Origin of the sequence: Devosia sp. XK-2 (genome assembly GCF_037113415.1) — a bacterium.
In the GTDB taxonomy this organism is placed as follows: Bacteria; Pseudomonadota; Alphaproteobacteria; order Rhizobiales; family Devosiaceae; genus Devosia.
Genome location: NZ_CP146608.1, coordinates 1006075 through 1031287, shown reverse-complemented (window position 1 = coordinate 1031287; position 25213 = coordinate 1006075). Strand labels below are relative to the sequence as shown.

General features: G+C 62.8%; 30 protein-coding genes. 12 read left to right on the top strand and 18 right to left on the bottom strand.

All coding sequences use genetic code 11. The features are described 5' to 3' along the window. Positions 1-5 precede the first annotated feature (5 nt). The 4 genes from V8Z65_RS04995 to V8Z65_RS04980 are packed head-to-tail and all read right to left on the bottom strand — an operon-like array spanning position 6 to position 1974. Complete coding sequence (locus V8Z65_RS04995; RefSeq protein WP_338722956.1) at positions 6-479, bottom strand: HK97 family phage prohead protease; 474 nt, start codon at positions 477-479, stop codon at positions 6-8. Continuing rightward, positions 476-607 carry a hypothetical protein gene (locus tag V8Z65_RS04990; RefSeq protein ID WP_338722955.1) on the bottom strand — a complete coding sequence of 44 codons (132 nt, stop codon included), beginning with the start codon at positions 605-607 and terminating at the stop codon, positions 476-478. The genes V8Z65_RS04995 and V8Z65_RS04990 overlap by 4 nt, the downstream gene beginning before the upstream one ends. 4 nt (positions 608-611) lie before the next feature. Beyond that, positions 612-800, bottom strand: a complete 189-nt coding sequence (locus tag V8Z65_RS04985) for a hypothetical protein (RefSeq protein ID WP_338722953.1) — start codon at positions 798-800, stop codon at positions 612-614. Between the two features lie 4 nt (positions 801-804). Next, a complete protein-coding gene (locus tag V8Z65_RS04980) occupies positions 805-1974 on the bottom strand; it encodes a phage portal protein (RefSeq protein WP_338722952.1) in 1170 nt (389 codons plus the stop codon). Between the two features lie 110 nt (positions 1975-2084). Here V8Z65_RS04980 and V8Z65_RS04975 point away from each other — a divergent pair, with 110 nt between their 5' ends. Beyond that, positions 2085-2234 carry a hypothetical protein gene (locus tag V8Z65_RS04975; RefSeq protein ID WP_338722950.1) on the top strand — a complete coding sequence of 50 codons (150 nt, stop codon included), beginning with the start codon at positions 2085-2087 and terminating at the stop codon, positions 2232-2234. A 21-nt stretch (positions 2235-2255) separates the two neighbouring features. Here V8Z65_RS04975 and V8Z65_RS04970 read toward each other — a convergent pair whose 3' ends face one another. The 6 genes from V8Z65_RS04970 to V8Z65_RS04945 form a co-directional block, all read right to left on the bottom strand. After that, the gene (locus V8Z65_RS04970) at positions 2256-3497 is read right to left on the bottom strand and encodes a terminase family protein (protein ID WP_338722949.1); all 1242 of its coding nucleotides are present in this window, start codon (positions 3495-3497) and stop codon (positions 2256-2258) included. A gap of 13 nt (positions 3498-3510) precedes the next feature. Then, on the bottom strand, positions 3511-3954 hold the full coding sequence (locus V8Z65_RS04965; protein ID WP_338722948.1) for a hypothetical protein: 444 nt from the start codon (positions 3952-3954) through the stop codon (positions 3511-3513). Between the two features lie 191 nt (positions 3955-4145). Further along, on the bottom strand, positions 4146-5366 hold the full coding sequence (locus V8Z65_RS04960) for a DUF2254 domain-containing protein (RefSeq protein ID WP_338722947.1): 1221 nt from the start codon (positions 5364-5366) through the stop codon (positions 4146-4148). A 79-nt stretch (positions 5367-5445) separates the two neighbouring features. Further along, the gene (locus V8Z65_RS04955; protein ID WP_338722946.1) at positions 5446-6705 is read right to left on the bottom strand and encodes an Hsp70 family protein; all 1260 of its coding nucleotides are present in this window, start codon (positions 6703-6705) and stop codon (positions 5446-5448) included. Positions 6706-6935: 230 nt separating this feature from the next. Next, on the bottom strand, positions 6936-7574 hold the full coding sequence (locus tag V8Z65_RS04950) for a diguanylate cyclase (RefSeq protein WP_338722945.1): 639 nt from the start codon (positions 7572-7574) through the stop codon (positions 6936-6938). A gap of 75 nt (positions 7575-7649) precedes the next feature. Beyond that, positions 7650-8105 (bottom strand): YcgN family cysteine cluster protein, encoded by a 456-nt coding sequence (locus V8Z65_RS04945; RefSeq protein WP_338722944.1) that lies wholly within the window; start codon positions 8103-8105, stop codon positions 7650-7652. Positions 8106-8239: 134 nt separating this feature from the next. Here V8Z65_RS04945 and V8Z65_RS04940 point away from each other — a divergent pair, with 134 nt between their 5' ends. Further along, a complete protein-coding gene (locus tag V8Z65_RS04940; protein WP_338722943.1) occupies positions 8240-10399 on the top strand; it encodes a PBP1A family penicillin-binding protein in 2160 nt (719 codons plus the stop codon). Here the strand turns inward: V8Z65_RS04940 and V8Z65_RS04935 are convergent, their stop codons facing one another. After that, the gene (locus V8Z65_RS04935; protein WP_338722941.1) at positions 10400-10864 is read right to left on the bottom strand and encodes a hypothetical protein; all 465 of its coding nucleotides are present in this window, start codon (positions 10862-10864) and stop codon (positions 10400-10402) included. A 125-nt stretch (positions 10865-10989) separates the two neighbouring features. Here V8Z65_RS04935 and V8Z65_RS04930 point away from each other — a divergent pair, with 125 nt between their 5' ends. From V8Z65_RS04930 to V8Z65_RS04915, 4 genes are read left to right on the top strand one after another with little or no spacing between them, the layout of a single operon-like run. Then, a complete protein-coding gene (locus tag V8Z65_RS04930) occupies positions 10990-11565 on the top strand; it encodes a DUF1214 domain-containing protein (protein ID WP_338722939.1) in 576 nt (191 codons plus the stop codon). Further along, entirely contained in the window at positions 11562-12107 is a 546-nt protein-coding gene (locus tag V8Z65_RS04925) for a DUF1254 domain-containing protein (RefSeq protein WP_338722938.1), read from the top strand. The genes V8Z65_RS04930 and V8Z65_RS04925 overlap by 4 nt, the downstream gene beginning before the upstream one ends. After that, positions 12104-12394, top strand: coding sequence for a hypothetical protein (locus V8Z65_RS04920; RefSeq protein ID WP_338722936.1), 291 nt, complete (start codon positions 12104-12106; stop codon positions 12392-12394). Before V8Z65_RS04925 ends, V8Z65_RS04920 begins: the two co-directional genes overlap by 4 nt. Before the next feature lie 3 nt (positions 12395-12397). After that, the gene (locus V8Z65_RS04915; protein WP_338722935.1) at positions 12398-12970 is read left to right on the top strand and encodes an NUDIX domain-containing protein; all 573 of its coding nucleotides are present in this window, start codon (positions 12398-12400) and stop codon (positions 12968-12970) included. Here V8Z65_RS04915 and V8Z65_RS04910 read toward each other — a convergent pair. Next, entirely contained in the window at positions 12967-13710 is a 744-nt protein-coding gene (locus V8Z65_RS04910; protein ID WP_338722934.1) for a hypothetical protein, read from the bottom strand. The two genes, V8Z65_RS04915 and V8Z65_RS04910, sit on opposite strands and share 4 nt — an antisense overlap. Positions 13711-13751: 41 nt before the next feature. Beyond that, positions 13752-14456, bottom strand: coding sequence for a TetR/AcrR family transcriptional regulator (locus V8Z65_RS04905; protein ID WP_338722933.1), 705 nt, complete (start codon positions 14454-14456; stop codon positions 13752-13754). A 73-nt stretch (positions 14457-14529) separates the two neighbouring features. Between V8Z65_RS04905 and V8Z65_RS04900 the strand changes: the two genes are divergently transcribed. Genes V8Z65_RS04900 through V8Z65_RS04890 form a run of 3 tightly spaced genes read left to right on the top strand, consistent with a single transcriptional unit; the run spans position 14530 to position 16866 of the window. Next, positions 14530-15426 (top strand): ABC transporter ATP-binding protein, encoded by an 897-nt coding sequence (locus tag V8Z65_RS04900; protein WP_338722932.1) that lies wholly within the window; start codon positions 14530-14532, stop codon positions 15424-15426. After that, positions 15423-16148, top strand: coding sequence for a hypothetical protein (locus V8Z65_RS04895; protein WP_338722931.1), 726 nt, complete (start codon positions 15423-15425; stop codon positions 16146-16148). Before V8Z65_RS04900 ends, V8Z65_RS04895 begins: the two co-directional genes overlap by 4 nt. A gap of 10 nt (positions 16149-16158) precedes the next feature. Further along, positions 16159-16866, top strand: coding sequence for a hypothetical protein (locus tag V8Z65_RS04890; protein WP_338722929.1), 708 nt, complete (start codon positions 16159-16161; stop codon positions 16864-16866). On the opposite strand, the gene chrA is transcribed toward V8Z65_RS04890, so the two are convergent. After that, positions 16863-18221, bottom strand: a complete 1359-nt coding sequence (gene chrA, locus V8Z65_RS04885; protein WP_338722928.1) for a chromate efflux transporter — start codon at positions 18219-18221, stop codon at positions 16863-16865. The two genes, V8Z65_RS04890 and chrA, sit on opposite strands and share 4 nt — an antisense overlap. A 26-nt stretch (positions 18222-18247) precedes the next feature. Next, positions 18248-19024 (bottom strand): hypothetical protein, encoded by a 777-nt coding sequence (locus V8Z65_RS04880; RefSeq protein WP_338722927.1) that lies wholly within the window; start codon positions 19022-19024, stop codon positions 18248-18250. A 388-nt stretch (positions 19025-19412) separates the two neighbouring features. Between V8Z65_RS04880 and V8Z65_RS04875 the strand changes: the two genes are divergently transcribed. Beyond that, complete coding sequence (locus V8Z65_RS04875) at positions 19413-20570, top strand: DUF2336 domain-containing protein (protein WP_338722925.1); 1158 nt, start codon at positions 19413-19415, stop codon at positions 20568-20570. 48 nt (positions 20571-20618) lie between these two features. Here V8Z65_RS04875 and V8Z65_RS04870 read toward each other — a convergent pair whose 3' ends face one another. From V8Z65_RS04870 to V8Z65_RS04860, 3 genes are read right to left on the bottom strand one after another with little or no spacing between them, the layout of a single operon-like run. Beyond that, positions 20619-20966 (bottom strand): DUF1491 family protein, encoded by a 348-nt coding sequence (locus V8Z65_RS04870; protein ID WP_338722923.1) that lies wholly within the window; start codon positions 20964-20966, stop codon positions 20619-20621. Position 20967: 1 nt separating this feature from the next. Then, the gene (locus tag V8Z65_RS04865; protein ID WP_338722920.1) at positions 20968-22155 is read right to left on the bottom strand and encodes a peptidoglycan-binding protein; all 1188 of its coding nucleotides are present in this window, start codon (positions 22153-22155) and stop codon (positions 20968-20970) included. Next, on the bottom strand, positions 22152-23963 hold the full coding sequence (locus V8Z65_RS04860) for a PAS domain-containing sensor histidine kinase (RefSeq protein WP_338722918.1): 1812 nt from the start codon (positions 23961-23963) through the stop codon (positions 22152-22154). The genes V8Z65_RS04865 and V8Z65_RS04860 overlap by 4 nt, the downstream gene beginning before the upstream one ends. Positions 23964-24303: 340 nt before the next feature. Between V8Z65_RS04860 and V8Z65_RS04855 the strand changes: the two genes are divergently transcribed. Together V8Z65_RS04855 and V8Z65_RS04850 are read left to right on the top strand one after the other, a co-directional pair. Further along, entirely contained in the window at positions 24304-24597 is a 294-nt protein-coding gene (locus tag V8Z65_RS04855) for a hypothetical protein (RefSeq protein ID WP_338722916.1), read from the top strand. 170 nt (positions 24598-24767) lie between these two features. Then, on the top strand, positions 24768-25196 hold the full coding sequence (locus tag V8Z65_RS04850; protein ID WP_338722915.1) for a SufE family protein: 429 nt from the start codon (positions 24768-24770) through the stop codon (positions 25194-25196). Positions 25197-25213: the final 17 nt, after the last annotated feature.

Genomic DNA, 25213 nt, shown 5'->3' with positions numbered 1-25213 from the left:
TCCTTCTATCGGTTGCGGATAGTTTTCGTGGCGGCGGCAATGGCCGCGCCGGCGGTGAGGGGGGCGGCGATGCGCGCGTCCTCCATCATCGGAAAGGTGACGATCGAAACCTCATAGAGGTCGATCTCATGCAGCAGGCGGTTGCCGTCCCGGCGGCTGGCCTTGACCGTGCGGAAGCCGATGGACAATCCATCGAGCGCCCGGTTCTCAATGAGCCGCCGCAGCGCATCCGAACGCGGTACGCCCGGCACCAGCCGCCCACTGACGAACAGGCCGTGACCGTCCTCGCCCATGCTCTCCCAGGTACCCACCGGCTCCTTGGGGTCATGCTGGAACAACAGCCGTATCCGGCCACGCCGCTTGGCGAGGCTTTTCGCAAAGGCCCCCGGCAGGACGATATCGCCGCCACTGTCGAGCCTATTGAACACGCTCGCATAGCCGGCAAACCGCCCTTCCGCGTCTATGGGAATGGCACTCATCCGCGCTTCGTCCCACTCGAACGCGGCCGGGGTGCCGCCCGTTGCTTGTCGGCCAGCGTGCCGGCCAGGTTCCAGGCAAATTGCCGGAACGTCTGCTGCGCGCCCTCGCGATTCTGTTTATCCGTCATGGGCTTAGTCCTCCTTCCGGAAAAGCCGATTCAACTGTGCGATCTCCTGCACGAAGTCGTTGAAGTGTTGATTCACCTTCGCCATCTCCCTCAGGCTCCACACGAGCAAGGCACTCGAACCGCTTGCCCAGAGGAAGAGAGCGAGATGAGCCAGGTCGCCGCGCTCGATGACGGTTTTTGTCAGCTCGTCCATCCGTTCAATCCCGATCCGTTCCCATGCCCACCAGCTCCCGCTTCTCCGCATCGCTTAGGAAGTCGGCAGACCCCACGCGCGCCCAGAGCGCCGCTCGGTCCTCGGCCAGCGCCTCGACACCCTCGAAGTCCGGAACGACTTCTGCCCCTTCAAAGGCCGGTCCCAACCACTCGCTCAGTTCCTGGCTCACCCGCACCACCAGCGGCACCAGGGTCTGCCGCCACAGCGCCCGATTGGCTTCGGCCAGGTTCGCGTAAGTGTTGTCGCCCGGAATGCCGAGCAGCAAGGGCGGGACGCCGAAGGCCAGGGCAATGTCCCGCGCCGCCGCGTGCCGGGCTTCGATGAAGTCCATGTCGCGCGGGCTGAGGGCAATGGTTTTCCAGTCGAGCCCGCCATCGAGCACCATGGGCCTGCCGGCATTGGCGGCGCCGGAAAACTGGGCTTCCATCTCCTCTTTCAAGCGGTTGAACTGCTCCTCGGTCAGGCTCCCTGCCCCTGCCGAATAGACCAGCGCCCCACTCGGCCGCGCCGCATTGTCGAGCAGTGCCTTGTTCCACTGGGCCGAGGCATTGTGGATGTCCAGACTGGTCTGCGCCGCCTCCAGCGGCCCCATGCCATAGTGGTCGTCGAGCGGATGGAACAGCGCCATATGCAGCACGCCGGGAACGGGCAGCGGCTCCTGCGAAATCCGCGTCGCCCTGCCCCCGGCCTTATAGTCATAGGCCACCGGCCAGCCATCGCGCCCGGCGACCACGCTCATCCGGTCCGGCCGCAACACGAACAAAGTCCGCACCGCGCCATCAACGATTCCGGCCTGCAGATAGGCATTGCCGGCCGTTTGGAGATACGCATAGACGGCCTCGAGCATTTCGGCGCCCGATTGCCGCCCATTGGGCCTTTGCAGCAGCGCTTGCAGCGGATGCTCGCTCACAGTCCGGCCATCGGCCTTGACCACCAACGGCACCCGGTTCGCCGCCTCGGCAATCAACCGCACGCAGCGATAGACCACGGGATTACGCATGAAACCCTGATTGACCAGGCTCGCATAGCCCCGCCCGCTCCACTGTGCAGGCCCCAACTGGCTCAGCGTCAGCATGGTATGCCCGGCAAAACTCTTGGTTTCGCTGGGCATGTTCGTCCGTCCGCCAAACAGGCGGTTCAGGAAGTTGGGCATCTTTTGTTCCCTCGGATACGGAGAAGTCCTTTCCGGAGCAGTCCGGATTTCGACATCCCCCAGAATCGTTCAGCCTTCGGGCCAGCAATCCCCAATGAGGTGGTTCCCAAATGGCCAAGAAATCCCCGTGGCATTCGGTCAAGGCCGATGTTCACCACAACAATTCCAACTGCAATACGGGCAACAATATCGAGGCCGAAAACTGGCGTTCGGGTACCGGCGGAAAGCCTCTTTGTGCCGAATGCGCCCGTTTGAGTTAGCGCGTTACGACTGATCGCCCGCTAGAGGCCGCGGACCCGTGGCCTTGTCTCATTCAGCACCAATTCCGTCAGCGCCCAAACGAGCGCATCGACGCGGTCGGGCGAGTGCCCTTCGGCTTTCCCGTCCGGCCCGAAAGCGCAAAGCTCATCTTCGAGCGCTGTCAGCCCGGACACATGGGACACCAGTCCGCGCGCATAGAGCGCCGCCACCGGCTCGGCGCGCACCCATTTACCGCGACTGGCCCGTACTGTGCGCACCGGCACTGCACCATCGACTTGTGCCAGCACCTGCCGCACCAGATCGCCGCCCTGGTTGACCTCAACGACGATGCAATCGGCCTCATGGGCATGAAACGCCGCCACCGCTCGCGCCGCCCACATGTCCGGGCGCACACCCCTGAGCGTTGCATCTTCCAGCACCACGGCGCCTTCGCCTGCCCGTCCCGCCACGACAATGCCGCAGGCGTCCGAGCGCTCTGTACCCGTCACCGGCGGATCGACGGCGACAACGATCCTCTCCATTGCTGCGTCCCCGGGCGGGTGGAACATGCGCCGCTGCCAAAGGGCATCGGGCCGGTCCTCGATCATCTCACCATCGAGTTCCTGCCGGCCCAGCACGGAATCCTTGTAGCGCGCCACCACCGCGGCCATAAAGGCGTCCGCCAGGTGCTTGTTCACCTTGGTCTCGGCGCTGGTGATCACGGTCTGCTTGTCGGCCATCAGGCGCTTCGTCAGCTTGGTGCTGCGCGGCGTGGTCGTCACCAATTGGCGGGGCCGTGTGCCCAGCCGCAGCCCGAATTGCAGCATGTCGAAGGCCGCCTCGGCCTTTTTCCATTTGCCGGTCTCATCGCACCAGGCTGCCGCAAATTGCGGCCCACGAAAGCGTTCAGGCTCCGAGGCCGGCAGTACATGGGCTTCCACGCCATTGGGCCAGCTCAGCACATTGCCGCTGAATTTGGGCCGGTTATCGGGCGGACAGACCCTCAATATGCCGCTCTCGCCGCGCACCATCACCGCTTCGGCCTCGGTCATGGTTTCACCCACTAGGGCAATGGGACCAATGCCCTGATCGACCAGCATGCGCACCCATTCAGCGCCTGCTCTTGTCTTGCCGGCGCCGCGCCCACCCAACAACAGCCAGGTGGTCCAGTCCCCGGCCGGCGGCAATTGATGCGGCATGGCCCAGACGGGCCAGTTAAAGGCGATGTCACATAGTTCGCTGTCTTCAATGCCCGCTGCCCAATCGAGCAGGACAGACCGCATTGTCACCATTGGGTCAGATCATTCCCTTGGTAATGGCGTTGATGCGCTCTTCAAGCTTGCGGCGCAATTCGCTGGCCTCACCAGGGTTCCGGGAACTGCCAGCGGGTCTTGCCTCGGCCCGCTCCAGGGCAATCAGTTTGTCCAGATCGCGCACCAGGTCGCTCAGCACCTTGCTTTCGGCGCGATTGCCGTTGTCCATTTCCGCCTCCACCATATCCATCTGCCGCTCGAGCAGCCCCATGAGGCGCCCCACCAGCAATTGCCGGTCCAGCGCCTCGCGACTGCCCGGCCGCACCCACTTATTGGCTCGCGCGCGCCGATCGAGTTGCCCGCGATGCAGCTTGTAGCGATGGGCGATGCCGTTGCAGGTCATCTGGCCCGCCTCATAGTCCGCCCTGACCGAAGCCCAGGGCACGACGTCGCCGGCGCGGTTCCGCTCCGGGTCATATCCATCCATGTCAGGAACTTTCATCCGGGCCGCTTCAGCGCGGCCGCATCGACCCAATTCGTCGACTATGCCTGAACACTACCAGACCGGCGTCACGCGGGGATATCTTGCATAAGTTCTGGAACGATGAGCACGCCGCACCATCGCTTTTCTGAGAAGCCGGGGAAGACAAAGCTCGCAGAGGCGGGCCCCGGCTGGCCCTATTCAATCGTTCCTGCGGCCTTGAGCGCAGCCTTGTCGCTCTTGGCGCTCATCGCGGCGGTGCCCCGTTCCACCGCATCCTTGATCATGCCCTTGGCCGCACTTTCCAGTTCCGGCCGGCAGCGGGCCAGGGTCTTTAGCCCGGCAATCATGCGCAGCATCACCTCGATACTGCCCGCGCCGTCGCGGGCAATCGGCCGGAAGGCATCGGCCATCAGGTCATTGGCACTGAGCGGGGCAACCAGCACGCGCTCATATTTGAGCTCGCTGTCTTCGTCGGGCCGCTCGGTCAGGACGCGCACAAGCGTGCTGACAACGGCAATAGCCGTGCCCGGATCGTTGAAGCCCGGCGAGAGGGCCTTGCCCGCAATTTCGGAAAGCACGATCAGCCCGAATCGCGGATCGCTGTCGAAGGTGCGTGCCGAACCCACGGTGAAAGCGCCCGCCAGCTTCTCCGCCAATGCCTCGTCGACCGATCCTGCCACCAGAACCAGTGGACGGTCCGGCGCTGCATAGGCGCCGGGCCGCGAAGTGATGGTGATCAATAGGTCATTGTCCTCGGCATGGTCCTGCAGCCGCCCGATATCGATATGCTGCACATAGCCGGTCTTGCGCGAAAAAACGGGGTGCCCCGATGGCTCGCCCGCCAGTTCCCGGCACCCGAGCAGGCCCTTGCCCGGCACGGTCCGAAAAGCTTTTTCCGCCGCTTCTCCGGCTCGGCTCACGGTCTCGGCAACCCTGCCAATGGCCGACATCTGGCCGATCCAGCGGATCAGCGCTGCCACCACCAGCACGACCACCGCCAATGTCACCACAAACAGCAGCAGCCGCCCCGCTTCGCTGTAAATACCGGCCGACAGCCCGATTATGCCCACGACTGAAAACAGGAAAGCGCCGATAAAGACCGATATCGAGGTCTGTGCGCGCCGGTCTCCAACAATCAGCGGCACCGCCCTTGGCGAGGTTTGGGACGAAGCGCTGGATAGCGCACTGACAATGGTGGAGAGCGCGAATACCGCCACGGTCAGCAGGCTCGAGGCCAGAACCGTGAGAATGGACTCGACCGCTTCGGACGACAGCGTGAAGGGCAGGCTATCGGGTATCAGGCGGGCCATGCCGAAGGCGACCAACAGGGTCATCACGGCCGCGAGCGAAAATGCCGCGGGCAGAAACCACATTCTCTGGGCGATCTGCCGGAACTTGAACGCAATCTGGCTCAATGGATTCTCCCTTGCCAGAGGAGCAAATCCTCATGGCTCGATTTGGTTGCGCCCGGCCCGCCCACGCGCCCCTGCCCCATTAGGCCCCAAAAATCCGTTTGGCCTCAAGGGCGAGGCCCAACCCGACACTGCCCAGCACATCGGTCCGCACCACTTGCGCCTCGGGCAGAAGCGCCCGCAACCGTCCATAAACCGCCGGCACCAGGGTCGACCCGCCCGTCAGGATCAGGCTATCGATCTCCTTCGCCGAGAGGCCCGCCAGCCGCAGGGTTTGGGCAATAGTCTGTTCCAGCCGCCCGATTGAGGCGGCCAGAGCCTCGGCGAGCTGCGCGCCGGTCATGAGGGTTTCGATCCGGCGGTCGCGTACCGCAAAATCGAACCGCACCGCGTCGCCATCCGACAGCGCAATCTTGGCGTCTTCCACCGCACCGATCAGCCGATGGCCGAGCCGGTCCTCCACCAGCATGACAAAGGTTTCGACTTTCTCGGCCTCCCGCGCCTCGCGGATGGTCGAGCGCAAGTCGCGCTGCGCCTTGGCGTCATAAAGCCGGTTGATGCGATGCCATGTGGAAAGGTCCACATAGGGTGCGACCGGCAGGTGCCGCTTGCCGTCAATGGTGCGTGATCCAAGCCCCAGTTCCGGCATGACCCGGCTCATCGCCAGCAGGCGGTCGAAATCGGTGCCGCCGATATGCACACCCGCCGTTGCCAGGATGTCGTCGCTGCGATCCGCACGCCCAGCCCGTTCCGGCGCCACCCGGACCAGCGAGAAGTCAGACGTGCCGCCGCCCAGGTCGACGATCAGGGCGATGCGCTCCCTGTCCACCTGTCGCTCATAATCGAGCGCCGCAGCGATGGGTTCGAACTGGAATTCAACATGGGCAAAGCCTTGGCGGCGCACTGCCTGTTCAAGCTGGCGCTGTGCTTCGGCATCGGCGACCGGGTCGTCATCGACAAACTGCACTGGCCGTCCGACCACCACCGCGTCCAGTTCCAGGCCAGTGGCCGCTTCGCCGCGCGCCTTCAACTCGGCGACGAAAATCCCCACTATGTCATCGAATCGATAGACACGGGCGCCCAAACGGACGCCGTCATCGAACAACTTCGTGCCCAAAACACTCTTGATCGAGCGAAGCAAGCGCCCATCGGCGCCCGAGATATACTCGCTCAGCGCCGCGCGCCCGAAATGGATGGTTCGGTCTTCGGCGCCAAAGAACAGCACGCTGGGCAAGGTGAGCTGCTCCCCTTCCAGTGGCAGCAGGTGCGGGGCGCCATCGGCCGCAATGCGCCCCAGCGTGGAATTGGACGTGCCGAAATCGAGGCCGCAGGAAAGGGTCATGGTGCCATCCTTCGCAAGAAACGTGGAAAAGCATGACCGGGACCGGAAAGGTCACCCCTCGGTCAGGATCATGCTCTGGCAATCAGACGCGGCGACAAGGCCGTCCGGGGGGGACGTAATCGCACTCCGCCTGCGCGGGGACGGGCGTTTTAGGGAAACGGGCGCCTCAATGCAACCGGATCGTCGCTACGACGAAGCGCGTTTGGAAGGGAGGTCGAGTTTAAACGGTGCTACGCCGCCTGGCGCCGCTTGTCGTCGCGTCCACGCAGGTCGACAATTTCCAGCCGGGCCAGACCCCGTCGCTGGGCCTTCTTGACGGCCTGATTGGCGGCATTGAGCACGGCGCGATCCAGCTTGCCCTGCGGGTTCACCACGGCGATGCCGGTGCTCAGGGTCACAAGGCCGGCATGGCTTTCGCGATTGGGCACGCCCTGCCGGCGGATCGCGGCGGCAATCTTGCTGGCCAGGTCACGCGCCATCAGCGCGGGCATGTCGGGTAGGATCAATACAAAGCCGGCCTGGCCGTTGCGCAGGCAGGTATCGGTTTCGCGCGGGAGCAGGCTGGCCAGCGTCATTTCGACGGTTTCGATCCCTTCCTCAACCGCCTCGTGGCCATAGGTGGAAAAATAGCCGGCATAGCCGTCGATTTCGAGAGCCAGCACGCACAGCGACACATTGCGCTCGGCGCAATAGGCCCAGCCGCGCCGCAATTCCTCGTCAATGCGCTGTGCCAGGCGCGATTTCTTGTTCGGATTGCGGGCAATGGCCGCCTGTCCATAGGGTGGCTCGCGCACCTCGGCGCCACGGGCCAGCGCCGCGCGAATGCGCGCCCAAAGGCCGTCACTGCCGCTTGTGGTCACTCTGTTCATCAAGCCTGTCCTGGGCCATTGCCGGGTCGTCCAATCTGGCCACAACTATGGTTAACAGCAGGTAACCATCTCTTGCTAAAGACTTTCCGGCGGCTCCCATTCGGGCCAAACGACGGCATGCTCCTCCCATTCCTCCGGATCGATCTCGGTTTCGAGGAAGGTCCGTCCTTTGACCGAAACGCCCACATCCACCACCGTCTGCGGGTCGCCGGACACCAGCGGATGCCACCAGGCCAGCCCCTTGCCCTCGGCCAGACGCCGATAGGCGCAGGTGGTGGGTATCCAGGGAATTTCGCGCACATTTTGTGGCGTCAGCTTAATGCAGTCTGGCACGATTTCCTTGCGGCGGGGATAATTGGTGCAGGCACAGGTGTCCCCGTCGAGCAGCTTGCAGCGCACATCGGAGGTTATGAGCGTGCCGGTATCCTCGTCTTCGAGCTTGATCAGGCAGCAGCGCCCGCAGCCATCGCACAGCGCCTCCCATTCGACAGGGGACATTTGCTCGAGCGTTTTGTCTTCCCAGAAGGCCATGTTTACCGTTTGCCGTTCATGCTGTTGCGGGTTTGCGCTTGCAGCTAACGCAATGCAATCATATTCCAGCGATTGTGTTGCCTTGTCCGGCCATTGCGGACAATCCTCCCCGTAGAGGGGCGTTGGGGTTCACCGTGCAGGATCCGTTCTATACCAAGGAAAAGAAACGCAGGCCAAAAGCCAGCATGCTGGCCGCCGATGCTTGGCTCGATTCCTCACTCTACGAATTCTGGCAGGCGCTTGGGCGCGGCTATACGCGCTTTCAGGATTTCATGTCACGCTTTCATGTTTCGGGCATAAAGCGGTTCTTGGTCGAAATTCTGTCCGATGCGCTGAGCTTTGGCGCCATTGGTTGTGTGCTGATGACGGCGCTCGCCCTGCCCGCCTTCGACATTATCGACCGCGGCGCCTTCAATAAGGCCGAAGATTATTCCGTCGTCTTCCTCGACCGCTTCGGTAATGAGATCGGCCGGCGCGGCATCCGGTCCGACGACAGCGTCGCGCTCGACCAGATGCCCGATTACCTGATCAAGGCCACGCTCGCCACCGAGGACAGGCGATTTTACGAGCATTTCGGCATCGATGTGGTCGGCACGTTGCGCGCCCTGGCTAGCAATGCGCAGGGGGAGCGCAGCACCCAGGGTGGTTCCTCGATTACCCAGCAGCTCGCCAAGAACCTGTTCCTGTCCTCCGAGCGCACCATCGAGCGCAAGATCGTCGAGGCCTTTCTGTCGGTCTGGCTGGAATGGAACTATTCCAAGGACCAAATTCTCAAGCTCTATTTCGATCGCGCCTATATGGGCGGCGGCAATTACGGGGTGACCGCGGCGTCCGAATTCTATTTCGGCAAGCGCGTGCAGGACATCAATCTGGCCGAAGCCGCCATGCTGGCCGGCATGTTCAAGGCGCCGGGCAATTACGCGCCCCATGTCGATCTCGCTGCCGCGCGCGGCCGCGCCAATCTGGTGCTGACCAATCTGGTGGCCGCCGGTTTCCTTACCGAGGGTCAGGTCACCGCCGCCCGCCGCCATCCGGCCGCCGCTATCGACCGTACCAACGATATCAACTCGCCGAACTATTTCCTCGATTGGGCCTTCGAAGAAGCCAAGGCCATTATCGAAACCACCAATGCGCCCGGCAACAATTTCATCGTTCGCACCACCATCGACACCACCCTTCAGGCCTATGCCGAAGAGGCGATCACCTCGGTCATCCGTGAACAGGGCGAGCAATATCGTGTCGAACAGGGCGCCATGGTCGTCACCGACACCCAGGGTGCCATCCGGGCCATGGTTGGAGGCACTGACTATGCCAAGAGCCAGTTCAACCGTGCCATCGTGTCCAATCGCCAGCCAGGCTCTTCCTTCAAGCCCTTCGTCTATGCGGAGGCCTTCGAGCAACTCGGGCTGACCCCCAACGATACCATTACCGACCGGCCGGTCTGCATCGGTAATTGGTGCCCGCAGAATTATGGCCGTTCGTATCGCGGGCAGACCACCTTGCTCAGCGCCTTTGCCGCCTCCATCAACACCGTCCCGGTTACACTTTCGATCAAGACCGGTCGCGAACCTATTGCCGCGCTCAGCCACCGCATGGGTCTGCGCCAGGATTACGAAGTAACCCGCTCGCTGGCTCTGGGCGTGGCGCCGGTCTCGGTCATCGACATGACCAGCTCCTATGCGGTCTTTGCCAATCATGGCTACAAAACGCAGGCTTATGGCCTCACGCGCATGACCACCCTCAATGACCAATTGGTCTGGGAGCGCGACCCGGAGGAAGGTCATGTCCGCGTTCTCTCCGAGCAGACCGTGGCCAATATGAACCTGATGATGCGCACCGTCGTGACCGGCGGCACCGGGCGCCGCGCCGCCATTGAGGGTGTGCCGACCCTTGGCAAGACCGGCACCACCACATCCTATCGCGACGCATGGTTTTGCGGCTTTACCGGCAATTATGTTGCCGCGGTCTGGTTCGGTAATGATGATTACCGCCCCACCAATAATCTCACCGGCGGCACCCTGCCCACTATTGCCTGGCAGAAATTCATGGCGTTCGCCCATACCAATATCGAGATTAAGCCGGTCTTCGGCGTCGATTTCGAGCCCCCTCAGACCATCGTCGCCGATACCGATCCCGCGGAAGTCGAAGACATCGCCGAACGCCCACCCAGCCTCAAGCCGGCAGCGGCCCGCAAGCTGCTCGATCTGGCTGGGCGGCTGGAAGCGGCCGGAGCGGCTGTCGCGCCCATGCACGACACTGCGCAGGCGACGGTTGCCGGCAGCAGCGCGTTCTAATCAATCCGGCATTCGCCGATAGGTGCCGGTGAACGTCACATTGTGCCCGCCACACATCATGTTGTCCTCCGCAACGATGACCTCGCCGCGCAATTGCAGGGCGATCACGCAGTCATATTCTTCTGCCGCCCGCACGGGGATGGGGCCGTTCGGTCCCACGGCGAATTCCAGTCGACCGTCGGCCCGCACCCAGTCCTCCGGGACATGGGCGGAAATCTCCCCGACATTGATAGCGCCGCGTTCGACACGCTCAGGGTCTTGGGCGCCCCAACTGGCGAATCCCTCCACAAAAAGGCCTCCGCGTTCATCCAGCGCAATGTATATGTCCTGTTCAACGCTGGCCGACCAATCCCCCACCCAAAGCGAGAGGTCTACGGCTGAAACCTTCTCCTTTCCGGTGGCGGCGCCTGTCGCGGCGGCAATTGCAATGACCAGACCCAGGCTCGCGCCAAACTTCCCCTTCATCAGGCTCTCCTCCCAAACCGGTGCATAAATACCTTCCGCATAAAGCGCTGCATTGCTACAAGCCTAAAGGTCCCTAAACGCATCTGGCCCAGCCAAATATGCCCAAAATGCAGAGAAGCTGACCCTTGCGTTTTGTCCTGCGCCTCCTCATGTCCATCGCCGTCGCCCTCGCTGTCGGCTTCGGCCTGAGCTATTACGCGCTCACCGATGGGCGGCTTTTTGGCGCGGTGTCGGTAGGGCCATGGACGGCATGGCCCGAAATCGGCTCACCAGCGCCCAATCCCTATGCCCGTGCCCATATTACACGCGAGGCCGCATTGCAGCTTGGGCGCAGTGAGGGGCTGCAATTCATTGCCACCACCGATAGCGATAATGCGCCGCTCGATCTGGCTTGTTCCTACCTCATAGCCGGCCATGTGCCCGTATCGACATTCTGGACGCTGTCGGCGGTCGATCCCAATTGGGTCAATATTGCCACTCCCGGCGGAGATGCCGCATTGCGTTCGAGCGATATTGTGCGGCAGCCGGACGGCGCCATGAACATCCATGTGGGCACTAGGCTAAGGCCGCAAAACTGGCTGGAACTGGCCGGCAGTGGTCCGTTTCAATTCGTCCTGACGCTCTATGACACGACGGCCTTGTCCGGCTTCGCGTCGTCCGATACGGCCATGCCCTCCATTACCCTGGAGGACTGCGCATGATCCGTACGCTGCTCTGGCTGATTGGCGGATTGCTCCTCGGTGGCATTATTCACATCGCCACCATCCTCGCCCTCCCCCTTTTGGCGGAGGAGACTGCCTGGTCGCGCGTGAGCACCTTTGAGGCGAAAAACCGCATGGTGGTGCTCGACGCCATGACGCAGGGCGCGCCCAATCCGCTGCATCTGGACCCCGAGTTGAGCTACGGGCTTTGCCAGATCGACCTGTCCGATGGTCCCGCCTATCTCAATGGCGTCTTGCCTGACGCATTCTGGTCCGTCGCCGTTTATGATCAGAACGGCATCGTTATCTATTCCACCACCAATCGCGATGGCATCGGCCAGACCGTGGACATGGGCGTCTTCAATCCGGCGCAGACGCGTCTCCTGGCCCAGCAGGAGATCGATATCACCGAAGGCCTGCTGATTGTGGAGGCAGCGAGCAATGACCTGTTCGTTCTCGTCCGCCTCTCGGCTCCACATGCGGCCATGCGCGCCCGGTTCGAGGCCGAACTCTCTGAAATCAGCTGTGGGCCACGGGCATGACCATTGATCGCTTCGAACTGCGTCGCAGGAGCGACGATCTGGTCTATGTCTTTGTGCGCGCGGCTGAACCGGGTGGCCGTAGCGGGTTCCGGCGTGCGGACGGCGATTACTGGATCGTCTTCGAGCCCGATCTGGGCTGGGTTGCCTGGAACGACGAAAGCCAGGACGTCGCTGGCCGTCCCTGGAACACACTGCCGACCGACCAGCCGCTTGACGCCCCGCCCGAGGGCGAATGGGTCAGCAAGAAGGGGGCCAAATCTTACGTCTATGATCTGGTCTACATTTAGCGCATGACGCCTGAAAGTTTCGCCGCTGCCCTGACCCGAATCGTTATCCACTACCTCGACGAAATCGCTTCGCCGCGCGAGCATCTGTCGCTGCTTCGCTGGCAGATGGAGCAAGATCACCGTCTCGATCTGCGCACGACCTTTCCCGGCCATGTCACCACCAGCGCTATTGTTCTTTCGCCCGACCACCGTCAGACCCTGCTGATCGATCACATCACGGTTGGCCGCTGGCTGCAGCCGGGCGGGCACTATGAGCCGGCCGAGCATTTCCACCAATCGGCCCAGCGCGAGGCGGAGGAGGAAACCGGTATTAGCGGCCTTGCGCTTCATCCCTGGCATGCGGGCGGCGACCTGCCCTTCGTCATCGACAGCCATGACGTTCCGGGCAAACCGGCCCGCAACGAGCCGCCTCACATCCACCACGACCTGCAATATTTGTTTGTCGCCGACCCGGCCAGCCCGCTGATCGCCCAGCGCGAAGAGGTGCATGCCGCCCAATGGCGCGACGCGGCCATGCTTCAGGACTTCGCCCCAAAAGCGGCGACCCGCCTCAGCGCGATGACACCCCTGGTTTAGTCCATCTGGTCGTCCAGAAACGGCCGCATGGCCGAAGCATGGAGCGCGGCAAATTCAAGCCGCCTGATCCACTGTAATGCATCTTCGTCGCCGCTATCGGCCGGGGCTCCGAATGCCTCGATCGTGCGATAGGACAGGGCGTCGGATGCCGTGTAGCCGAGCCGAAGGCCGGCTCGGCGGGCCAGCAATGGCCACTCGACATCATTGGCCAGCGTATCGACCCGGCTCTGGCTGACGACAAGATCGGCCGCCGCTGGCGATAGGCGACGAACCGCAAACATCAGGTCCCAATGCTCGCCCGTCAGAAGTGCATAGGCGTGATTGACCAGGTTCTCTGTCTCCCGCAGGCGCCGAGGTCCCTCGGCCAGCGCGGCTGCAGATCGCCCGACCACCAGCATATCTACGTCCGGATCCACCGCCAGCACGCGCTTGAGGTCGTCAAGGCCATGTTCGACCCAGCGCATCAGATGGTCGAAATCCACGTAGAGCACATGCCGTCCATCGGCGGCGAAGGCGACAGCATCGCGACGAAACCGGCCGATATTGGCCTCGGCCGCTGCGTGGGTCATCACGCGCCCCCCCAGGTCCCGCACCGCCGAAAGCACTTCGGGGCGGGTCGCGTCAGACACGTTAACGGCAATGGAGGGGAACAAGGCCCGCAATTGCGGGTCCAGACGGGCAACCGTTTCGGCCGTTCGTCCTACCGGATCGTGCAAGGTCGCGCCCAGTACAACGTCCATGGTCCCTATGCCTCTTTTTCAGAACACGCCCGCGGCGGCGTTTATCGCCCTGCCTTGTCGTCCACCGGCAGAAGCGCGTCCACGAAGCCAGGTTCCGCATATTGAATACTCCCATCCGGCAGCCCCAGAATGCGGTCAATCGCAATGCCCTGCCAGCGCAGGGCGCTGTCCAGTTCCGCATTGGCCCTCTGACGATCTGATTGGTTCCTGGCAGCCAGGGCCCCGGCCACGGCGTCCTGCAGCATGCTGCCAAGCGCCAGGATCGCCTGCGCGGCCTGGCGCGCATTGGGCACATTGAAGCTGCCGTCCTGCCGTCCCTCTTCGATTATCGCGGAGAGCAGTGGCAGAACGATGCGGATATTGGCGCGGTTGATCCGATCGTAGAGCACGATGTTCTCTGCCCGCAGCACGGTGTTGAAGGCCGCGATGATGCCCTTGGCATTTTCTTTCTTGAACCGGCGCATTGCCCGAAGCGACTGATCGAGCCGCTCAAATGCGTTCAGGCCGGGTATCGCCATCACGTCTTGGATGAGCGCTATGGAAACGGATGCCAGCCGCTCGCTCATGGCTTCGAGCACATCCTCCTTGGACGCGAAATGATGATAGAATCCGCCTTTGGAGACGCCCGCGGCCAGCATCAGGTCCTGTACCGTGGTTGCATCAAAGCCCTTGCTGAAAAACAGCGCCTGGGCGCGATCCAATATCTGTTCACGTCGCTCATTGGCGCTGAGATAAGCCCTGGCCAAAGTCGTTTCCTCTTGCAAACCAACCGTCGGTCTGTTTATGTTGCGTGCCGCCGAACAAGTCAAGGAGCATTTCATGGCCGTGACAGCGCATGTGGACGATATCATCTCCGTCCACGATCTCAGCTACGTCTACAAGGGCCAGGCCAAGCCTGCCGTGAACGGCGTCAGCTTCGCGGTGCGGCGCGGTGAAATCTTTGGCCTTCTAGGGCCTTCGGGCGCCGGCAAGAGCACCACGCAGAAGGTCCTCACCCGGCAGCAGCGCGGCTTTGGCGGCCAGGTCGCCATCATGGGCAAACCACTCGATGCCTGGGGATCGGATTATTTCGAGCGCATTGGCGTCGGCTTCGAATTGCCCAATCACTATCTCAAGTTCACCGCCCGGGAGAATCTGGATTTCTTCGCCTCGCTCTATGCGCGGCCCAGCCGAAGCCCGGCCGAGATGTTGGCGCTGGTGGGTCTGGAAGATTATCTCGACAAGCGCGTCGAGACCTTTTCCAAGGGCATGCGCATGCGGCTCAATTTCGTTCGCGCCCTGCAGCACGATCCGGAACTGATCTTTCTGGACGAGCCCACGGCCGGGCTCGATCCGGTCAATGCCGGCATCGTCAAATCGCTGGTTGCCGATCTCGCCCGCGCCGGCAAAACCGTGGTGCTCACCACGCACAACATGAACGACGTGGACCAGCTCTGCGATCGCATTTCCTTCATGGTCGATGGCCGCTTTGCGGCTCTGGACACACCGCAGGCGCTCAAATCGGCGCATGGCCGCCGGATGGTTGCCGTGGGCACGGCGGATGCGCAAACCGCTGAATTTCCGCTGGACGGGCTGGGCGACGATCCCGGCTTTCTGGCCTTGCTCCGCTCGGGCGCTGTCGAACGCATCCATTCCCAGGAGGCGAGCCTCGATAAGGTCTTCACCAATGTAACAGGCCATCGTCTGGACCAGACCGAACCGGTGGCGGCGCAATGAGTGCCACCCTCAAACGACTGATCGTGTGGGACATTCAGTTACAGGCGCGCGAGAACATCTATCTATTCACCGTCTTGACCACGCTGGGCTTCGCCATCTTCCTCAAGCTGCTGCCGCCCGAGGCGCCGCCCACCATTTTCACGCTGGTCCTCTTTTTCGATCCGGCCATTGTCGGGGCCAGCTTTGTGGGCTCCATCGTCCTGATGGAGCGCAGCCAGAACACGCTTTCGGCGTTGGCCGTTTCCCCGGCCCCGGTGGGCAACTATATCCTTGCCAAGGTCGCCACCCTGACCCTCTTGGCCATTGTGGGCAGCCTGTTCCTTCTGGCGGTGGCCTATTGGGTGCCGCCCATCGACATGGTGTTGCGTTTCACCCTCGTGCTGGCTTTTACCGGGGCGATTGGCGTATTGGGCGGTTTCCTGATCGTTGCCGGCGCGAATTCGATGAACCATTTCATCGCGCGGGCCATGCCGATCACCATAATCCTGTTTCTGCCTCTGGCTTCCCATTTCGGTGTGGTCACCGGGATCTGGCAATGGCTGCTTTTTGCCATCAATCCGGGTCACGCCATGCTGCGGGCCATGCTCTGGGCCGCCCAGCCGTCCGCCGTCAGCACGGCCGATATCGTCTATGCCTTTGCCTATATGGCGGTGATGATCGTCGTCTTCTATCGCTGGACGATCGGCGTCTACACCTCCGAACTCAGCCGGGTCGAAGATTAGGAGCCACGCCATGAACCGCGTCCTGTCCGTCATCGGCCACGACATCGTCTCGATCACGCGGGACAGCATCATGATCAATATCGTGGTGATGATGATCGCCCTGGCGACGATAGCCTCGATCCTGCGCCATATGGGGCTCTATCCCGAATGGTGGCACAATACCCAGCTTCTGCTCCTGCTCACCTATATGCCGGGCATGGGCTATCTTTTCGCCATGCTGATCGTGGATGAAATGGATAGTGGCGTGAACCAGGCCCTGCTTGTCAGTCCGGCCTCCGCCATGGGTGTCCTCTGGGCGCGTGTCGCCCTGCCCACGGCCTTTGTGCTGCTCTATGCCTTCGCCTTCATCTATGCGGCGCGCGCCATCGACCTGCCGTTCCACCAATGGCTGGTGCCTATCCTCACACTATCGCTGGCCGTGTCCTGGGTGACCCTGCTCATCCCCGCCATTTCGCACGACAAGGTGCAGGCGCTCGGTCTGTTCAAGATACTCAATCTCTATGTCGCCATTGCCACGGTCGGTCTCTTCATCCCGCAGGATGCCTGGTACCGGCCGGTCCTGTGGCTGACCCCGGCCAGTTGGGCGCTCAATGGGATTGAGGCCTTTGTCGGGGGCAACGAGGGCCTGGGCTATGCCTGGTCGTTCGGCGGGCTGGCTTTCTTCGGGGCTCTGGTCGCCCATGCCGCCTGGCTCTATCTCAGGCGCCAGGCACGCTAAAGCAAGGCCTGCACCACCAGCCCGCCGAGCGCGCAGACGGCAAGGGTGCGCAGCACGCCCCAATGCAGGCCGAACAGCGCCATGCCGGCGACAATGGTCAGCGCCACAGCGGTCCAGTCCAGCGTCGTCCAATTGGGCCAGGCCAAGAATAGGGGCCCCGCCTCGATGCGTCCGACCTCGCGGAACAGCACATGCAGGGCGAACCACAGGGCCAGATTGAAGATAACGCCGACCACCGCCGCGGTGATCGCCGCCAATGCCCCCACCAGCGCCACATTGGACCTCAGCCGCTCGATATAGGGGGCGCCAAGGAAGATCCAGAGGAAGCAGGGGACAAAGGTGACCCAGGTGGCAAGACTCGCGCCCAGCACTCCGCCCCAGACATTCGGCAATCCCGCCGGGTCGCGAAAGCCGGCCACATAGCCGACAAAACTGAGCACTAGAACCAACGGTCCCGGCGTTGTTTCCGCCAGGGCCAATCCGTCCAGCATTTCGCCCGGTTGCAGCCAGCCGAATGTACCCACGGCCTCGCTCGCCACATAGGCGAGCACGGCATAGGCGCCGCCGAATGTCACCACCGCCATCTGCGAGAAAAACCCCATAATGGCGACGAATGCATTGTCCCAGCCCCATAGCAGGGTCAGCGGCACCAGCGGGGCGACCCACAGGCCACCCCAAACACCCGTCACCATCAGGGCGCGCCGCCAGCTCGGGTCGACCTCCGACACGTTCTGGTCGATTACAGCGGCCATTTGCGGGGCGCTCGCGTTGGACTTGTGCCCCCCTCCGGTCAGAAGGTCCGACCGCTGCCTGGCCACCAGATAGCCGACGAGACCGGCCCCCAGAACCACGAGCGGAAACGGCACTGCAAAGGCAAACAGCGCCAGGAAAGCGAATGCCGCCAGGCCATAGGACAAGCTGTTTTTGAGCGCCCGGTGCGCAACCCGGATCAGGGCTTCGACGACGATTGCCAGCACAGCGGCCTTGAGGCCAAAGAAGATCGCGTTGACCCAGTCCACCTGTTGAAACAGCGAATAGCTGGTGGCCAATGCCAGTATCACGAAGAATCCCGGCAGCACGAAAAGCACGCCCGCGGCCACACCGCCCCGCCAGCCATGCAGCAACCAGCCCACATAGGTCGCCAATTGCTGGGCCTCGGGTCCGGGCAACAGCATGCAATAGTTGAGGGCGTGCAGAAACCGGGACTCCGATATCCAGCGGCGCTCCTCGACCAGTTCTTTGTGCATCAAGGCGATCTGTCCGGCCGGTCCGCCAAAGGACAGAAGGCCGATCTTGGCCCAGACGCGGAGTGCCTCCGAAAATGAAGGATAGGCAGGCTTGGTGTCGACCGTCATGGTACCCTATAGGCTGGCAGCTGGCCCTACTTGGGTAGCACGACCTCCCGATCATAAACCATCGTCTGGAAGCGTGACGGTATGGTGACGCCATGGCCGCTGCCGCTTCCCGAATTGGACGAGCAGAAGTCCCCGCGATTGGCTCGGTCGACCCATGGCCGCATGCGTCGCAAATGTTCGTCCACACTCATGGATTGCTCATGCGGCGTTTCGACCAGCAGATGGTCGAGCGCATAGGCATAGCTCTGATAGCGGTAGTTGAGGGCCCGCACGAACCAATCGATATGCCATTGGTTTTCGGTGCGCCGCGCCGCGACATTGTCTGCCACGCTTTGCTCTATGCCGCCCAGTTCGGCCAGTGCCACCTGCCTTTGCCGATCCACTTCCAGGACCGCGCAGATCGATTGGAACGTGGTCGGGACCGTGTCGATATCGGCCAGGATGTGGCGGCCCACAGTGTTGTATCGTGTAGGCGAGGATTGGTATTGCGTCGTCCGCAGCCAATTGTAGTAGCGCTCAATGCCATAGCGGTAATCGCGGGCCGGCCCGATACGGGTGCGCTGCAGCTCCACCGAAGAATCGAACATCCAGTCCCGACTATGCGCCGCGATCAGGAAGCGCCAGGTCCGGTCGTGCATCTCCCGTTCCTGGTCGGTCTGGTTGAAATTTGAAACCGGTTCCTTGCGATTGGTCGCAATCAGCTTGCCGGCATAGGGCATGACCGTGTCGTGCAGCACACCTGGCTGGGCGCGTCCGAAATCACCCACCGGCCGCGCCACGCAGCCGGCCGCAAGCACCGCCATACCAATGCAAGCAAAGATGCGGAGCCAGGCTCCGCAGGAATTAGACACGTTTGCGCTTGCGCCCGTTATTGCTGTGAGTAGTCGGTGGCGGCGGCGTCCCGCGTTCATAACGCACCCCGGTGAAAATCAGGATCTGGGCGTCGCCGGAAACTTGCCTCCCAGCGCTGACGGACTTCTTCCGCCCCTCGAACTTTAGCAGCTTACCCAAGCTGGCCTCCATCATGCGCCGCTCCCCCGTCCCTAATGGGGGCAGCGAGTTCAACAGTTTCGTCCCGGCGCGACGCCCCTCGCGCTGAGAGCCATTAAGAGATCGTCAAGGTTAACAGTCTGCTAACGAATTGGCGGCAAGAGTCTGACTTGCATCAAATTCGATGCAAACGTTGAGTCGATGGTTCCGCCCGAAATGCTTGGATTTCAGCCCTACGAGACCTTTCAGCTTCTGATCGAGACGGGTGGCGTGGACCGTACCAACACCCTTTTGATCGCTGCTTGCGACGCCTATGCGCGGCGCGGCAAGCCGACGGTTCCCGAAATGGAACAATTCGAAGCGCTGGCCGCCAGGCTGTTTCCAACTGCCGGCCCGCAGGCGCGCGCCAAGGGTGCCGCCATTCTGGGCCGCGCCGAGATGCTGTCCCCTGCCCTGGAACGGCTGGTGGTTGAAAATATCGGCGAGGACCTCATTGCCTTCCTTGAAAGCGCAGTCGAGCTCTCCGACCAGACCATGCTGGATATTATCGCCCGCTATGACGTGCTGGCCTGCGCCACGCTGGCCGCGCGAGCTGATCTCAGCAATGTCGTTCTGGCCAAGCTTTTCCAGATGAATTCGCGCAAGGTCTACCGCGCCCTTGCCGCCAATACCCATATCGTGCCGCGTGGGGCCTATCTCAGCGCGCTTGCACGCTCCGCGCAAATGGATCATCTGGTCGCCGAAGCCCTGGGCCGCCGCGACGATTTCGACGCCGCCCTTCTCGCACCGGCCTTTTTCGACCTTTCCGATACGCATCGGGTCAAGGTCATCGAGGCCTTTGCCAATCGTACCACGCCGGTCGCGCCCATTTCCCGCACCATCGAGCAACTCTCGGTTGCCAGTGGCGAATTGACCAAGGCGTTGATGAAGCTGTTCTCCGAAAATCGCCGCCCGGAAGTCACGCGCCTGCTCGCGCAAATCACGGGCCTGGACGAGGTGCGTTGCGGCCAGATCGCGCATGACGTGACCGGCGCATCCCTCTTTGTCATTCTGCGCGCCTTTGGCGCCACCGCCTATGACGGGCTCAAGGTTCTCATTCATGCCACCAGCCATGACAGCGAGCGTTCGCGGGCATTGGCCGATTTTGCCACGCTTTTTGGCGCCGTTTCTTCCGAATCCATGGCCTATCTGATGAGCGCCTGGCGCGGCGAGGTGAACCTGCTCGAGCTCTCCAAGCCTCAGCACCAGCCCTTCACCCAGCCCAGCAAGCGCACGCCATCAATGTCGCCGGCCCACAATCCGGTAGTCGAACAGGCCATCGAAGCGCTGGCAAAGATCGGCGTGCGGCGCGCCAGCTAACGACATTGTCAAAATCAAAAGCCCCCGAACAGCGTTCGGGGGCTTTTGCTATGTGCCGAGATCCTTGACCATATCTATGCCAAGATCGTCGCCGCGCATATCGATGCTCAGCACCCAGAGATCGGGGTCGAAGGAAATTTCCTGCTCGATGCGCTCGCGCACCTTGCCCGGCTCGACCCGCTCGAACCGGCGCTGGAACATCTGCCCGGCGCTATCGCCCCGGCTTACTGTCGGAGCGGGCGTATAAAGGGAACGTGTGCCATCGAGATGGTCCACCTCGATGAAGATCTGGCCAGCGATCGGATCGCCCCGACGCGCGACAACGCACATATTGCCCATGTCGTTATGACGCCGCACAAAGGCCATGCACCAGAGATCGCTCCGAAGCGAGGCCACTTCAGATGGTCGCGCCTGCCTGAAGCAGGAGCTCAACCAGATCGGGCTGCACCTGGCCGGTCATCTTGTAGCGGTGGAAATTCTCGAACTCGCGGATGGCGCGCGCCGTCTCGGGCCCCGGCTTGCCGTCGATCGGCCCGCGGAAGAAACCGAGGCTGGCCAGCCCGGTCTGAATCTGGGTGACCAGAGCCGCGTCGGTGGCCGGGGGCACATTGGCGGGCGTGGTCACCGGCGTGGTGCTGGCGACTTGCACCGGCACCTGGGCGGCGGGCTGCACCGCGACTGGCTGGGGCTGGGCCTGAACCTGCGCACTAAGGCTGGGCAGCGCTGCGCGAGGCGTCGGTGGGTTGGCCGCAACAGGCGCCGCACCGCGGGAGCCGCCATCGAGGCCGGCAATGATCGAATCGATGGTATTGGCGGCGCTCTGCGCCACATCGTCGAACACCTGTTCGGCAGGCGAAAGCGCGGGCAGGCGCGCCACGACCTGATCCTGCTGCTGCACAACCGGCGTTTGCACCACAACCGGCTGCGGCGCCACAGCCACCTGCTGAATGGGCTGCGCCTGAACCACAGGCGCCGCCACCGCGGCCTGAGGCTGGGGCGCAGCCGTCTTGGTCGCCCGACCGTTCGCGTCAGCGCCCAGAATCACCTCGAACACCGCCGGATCGTTGGCGCCGGTCGGCGTCATGCCATTATTGGCTTCGAAAGCCCGGATCGCTTCGGCGGTCTTGGGGCCGTAATAGCCATCGATCTTGCCGGTAAACAGATTGAGCTCGAAAAGCTTTTTCTGCACCGCAAACATCTGCGCATTGCCCACGGGCGCATCCGGAATGACTGGCTGGGCGCTAACGCTGCCGGTCGTTTCCGGCGCGACGGCCGGTGTGGGAAGCACTTGGGGCAATGGCTGGACCGCGCCGGTCTGGGCCACTGGACGCTCAACCACGGGCGTGGGCAGCGGCGCCACTTCGCTGCGCGCCGGCGCAAAGAAGGGTGAGGGATGCTCGGTCGTCTGGAAAAACAGCGCATTGCTACCCGCCAGTGCCGTCATCGTCACCATGGCCAATATGCCGGTCGAGGCCAGCGGCGCCCGCATATAGCGCGAAAAGGTCCAATGCCCCGCGCGGCTCAGGGTGCCGAACAGGGCACTGCCAGCCATAAGCGGCAGTTGGGTGAGGGTCGAAGCCGTCATAGTGCTTTTCTTTTTTCGTCTGGCCATGAAGTGGGGGCCGCAGCCACGGGCTCGCGATGGAGTTGCAGAATATCGGCAGTTTCGCCCGGTTTGGTTGCCGGACCGTTTATAGGCAGCAAAACAGTGATGGTTGTCCCCGCCCCCATCTCGGACATGGCCCGCAATGTGCCGCCATGCAGCTCGACCAGTCCCTTGACGATGGAGAGGCCCAGCCCCGTCCCCTCATATTTGCGGCTCAACCCGTCCTGCACCTGGAAGAAGGGTTCGCCGATTCGCGCCATGGCTGCCGGCGCCATGCCAATGCCCCGGTCGCGCACCGAGAAATTGATCGACTGCCCCTGCCGCTTGACCGAGACGGTGACCAGGCCACCCTCGTGGCTGAACTTGATCGCATTGGAGAGCAGGTTGATCACGATCTGCCGGCACACGCGCTCGTCGGCGATCATGGTGGGCAGGCCCGCCTCGATCTCGGAGACCAGGCGCACATTCTGTTCCTGAGCCAGGGGCTCGACCATGGAGAAGCAGGCGGGAATGATGTCGCCAGCCTCCATGGCTTCGGCCCGGATCTCAAATTTGCCGGCCTCGATCCGCGACATGTCGAGCAACATGCTCACCACTTCGAGCAGATGCTTGCCGCTTTGCTGGATGAGATCGGCATATTCCTTATGCGTGGGCGAGAGCTCGCCGCCGATGCCGCCCGCCATCATCTCGGAAAAGCCGACCACGGCATTGAGCGGGGTGCGCAATTCGTGGCCGATCGTGGCCAGGAACCGGGATTTGGCCTGCGAAGCATCCTCGGCCACGCGGCGCGCTTCGGCCATGGCGGCCTCCGCATCCTTTCGGGCGGTGATGTCGCGTACCAGCGCGATCACGTCGAAATGCTCGCCGGCCCCGGCGTCATCGATGATCGGGGAGAGCTGCATTTCCACCCAGACAAAGCGGGGGACGCTGGTGCGCGCATGCGGGTCATCCTGGCGCAGGCGCAGTTCCACCATGCGGCTGCGGCCGTCCCGGGCGGCATCCGCCAGGCCCGTGAGAAAAGCGGGGCGATCCATGATATGCAGGCGCTCGCCGAGCTTGTGGCCCACAATCTGGTAGCGCGGGCAGCCAAACAGGGTTTCGGAGGAGCGCGAGGCCAGAAGGATATTGCCCTCGACCGAGAGCCGCAGGACCGTATCCTGAACATGCTCGATCAGATGCCGGTAAGCGCTGATCTGCGCCTTGTCGTGCACTTCAAAGGCCCCATTGATGCGGTGCGCACTGAAGGCCACCACGATAAAGGCCACCAGAAAGCCAGCGGCCGAGCTGGCCATCAGCACCGGAGCATCGACCGGTGTTGCCGGCAGCTCGAGCAGCGAGGCGGCAAGGCCCAGCGCGACCACGAGCGGCAAAGAGCACCAGCTCAGCCGTCGCAATGGCCTATGCGCGATCAGCGCTGCCAGCACCGGCCCCATAACAGCCATGGCAAGGCCCGCATCGCCCAGCCTGGGATCGGCAAGTGTCAGCACCAGGCCGGTGGCAATCAGGGTGGCGACCTGAATGCCGGCAGACGCCTCGTGCTGGCCGCGCTGATGCAGGGCCAGGCTGACAAGGCCACCCGCCAGAACCATGGACGCCAGCAGGAACGGCAGCGAAACGCTGGTCAGCAGGGCATAGATGGCCGGGATCATGGCCAGGAGGGCCGCGGCGGTCAGCAGTTTTGCGGTATGGGCGATGGTGGCGCGACGCAGCGTTTCGGACCAGTTTTCAAGGCTGGCCGAAATGGGGGCGCTTCGCTTGCTGGCTCCGAAGAAGGTGAAGCTACGCATCAACAAAAACTCACTAACCGACGCCTGTACTAACCGGCCCGACAGGACCGCCTGACGGCTCTTCCCCGAGCCGCTCATGCCCGACTGAGATCGGGTCTTTGTTGATCGCAAGCCTCGGTCAGCAACCGCTAAGACGACCTTAAGCCGGCACCGTCCGCGGACCGTTTGATCGGTATTGGAGGGGTGTTTCGGCAGTTAGCGTAAACAAGGTCTTTCCCTTCTTGCCGGCGCCGATTGCATTTGCCTCAAATTTTATCGACTTGTCCCAGCGCCGCTTAATCTGCGGTCCCTAGAGTGCCCCCTATCGGCCATTGTTGGCCCCGTTTTGGACTTGTAGACCATGTTCCTGCTGCGCTCGGCATTCTGGCTTACTCTCGCCTTCCTGGTCATACGACCCGGCGTGGATGTCGGTGCGGCCGCAACCTCTTTGTCCACCCAGGCCATGGCGCGCGGCAGCCAGTTCGTGGCGGCCCAGATCGAGGCCATCGATTGCCAGGAGATCCAGTGTCTGGGCGGCAAGGCCATGGCCAGTGCCGCCCTTCAATCCTCCCCGCTTGCCGGCGCCCCCATGCATGCCTCGCCGGCAGGTCATGCGGTTCCCCTGCCCCGACCCAGGCCGGACCGCGCGGGATAACAGGCGCCCCGGCGCCAAAAAGCTACCCCAGGGGTCGTGTCACTTCCCCAAGCGACGCTACTCCATAGGCCCCTGGCCCCTGCCGCAGATGCGCTGCCCCGCATCTGCGGCCTTTTCTTTGTCCGCTCTTGGCTCTGGCAATGGCGCCAGCCATCGCCTAGATAGAGCGCATGACACAGCCACAGCCCTTTCAGGACATCGCCGAAAACCTTTCCTTTCTGGACGATTGGGAAGACCGCTACCGCTATCTCATCGAGCTCGGCCAGGCCCTGCCCAAGCTTGAAGCGGCAGAGCGCAACCCGGCCAATAAGGTCAATGGCTGCGTGTCACAGGTCTGGCTGGTCGCCGAACCGCATATGGTCGATGGCGCCCCCGGCCTGCGGTTTCGCGGCGAGAGCGACGCCATGATCGTCCAGGGCCTCGTGGCCGTCCTGCTGGCGCTCTATTCCGACCGTCCTGCCAGTGAAATAGCCACAACCGATGCAATCGCACTGTTCGACGAGCTCGGCCTGCGCGAGCACCTGACCACGCAGCGGTCCAATGGCCTGGTGGCCATGGTCAATCGCATTCGTGGGGAAGCCCAGGCCGTCCAGGCCTAAACCGGGGGTCGTTCAGG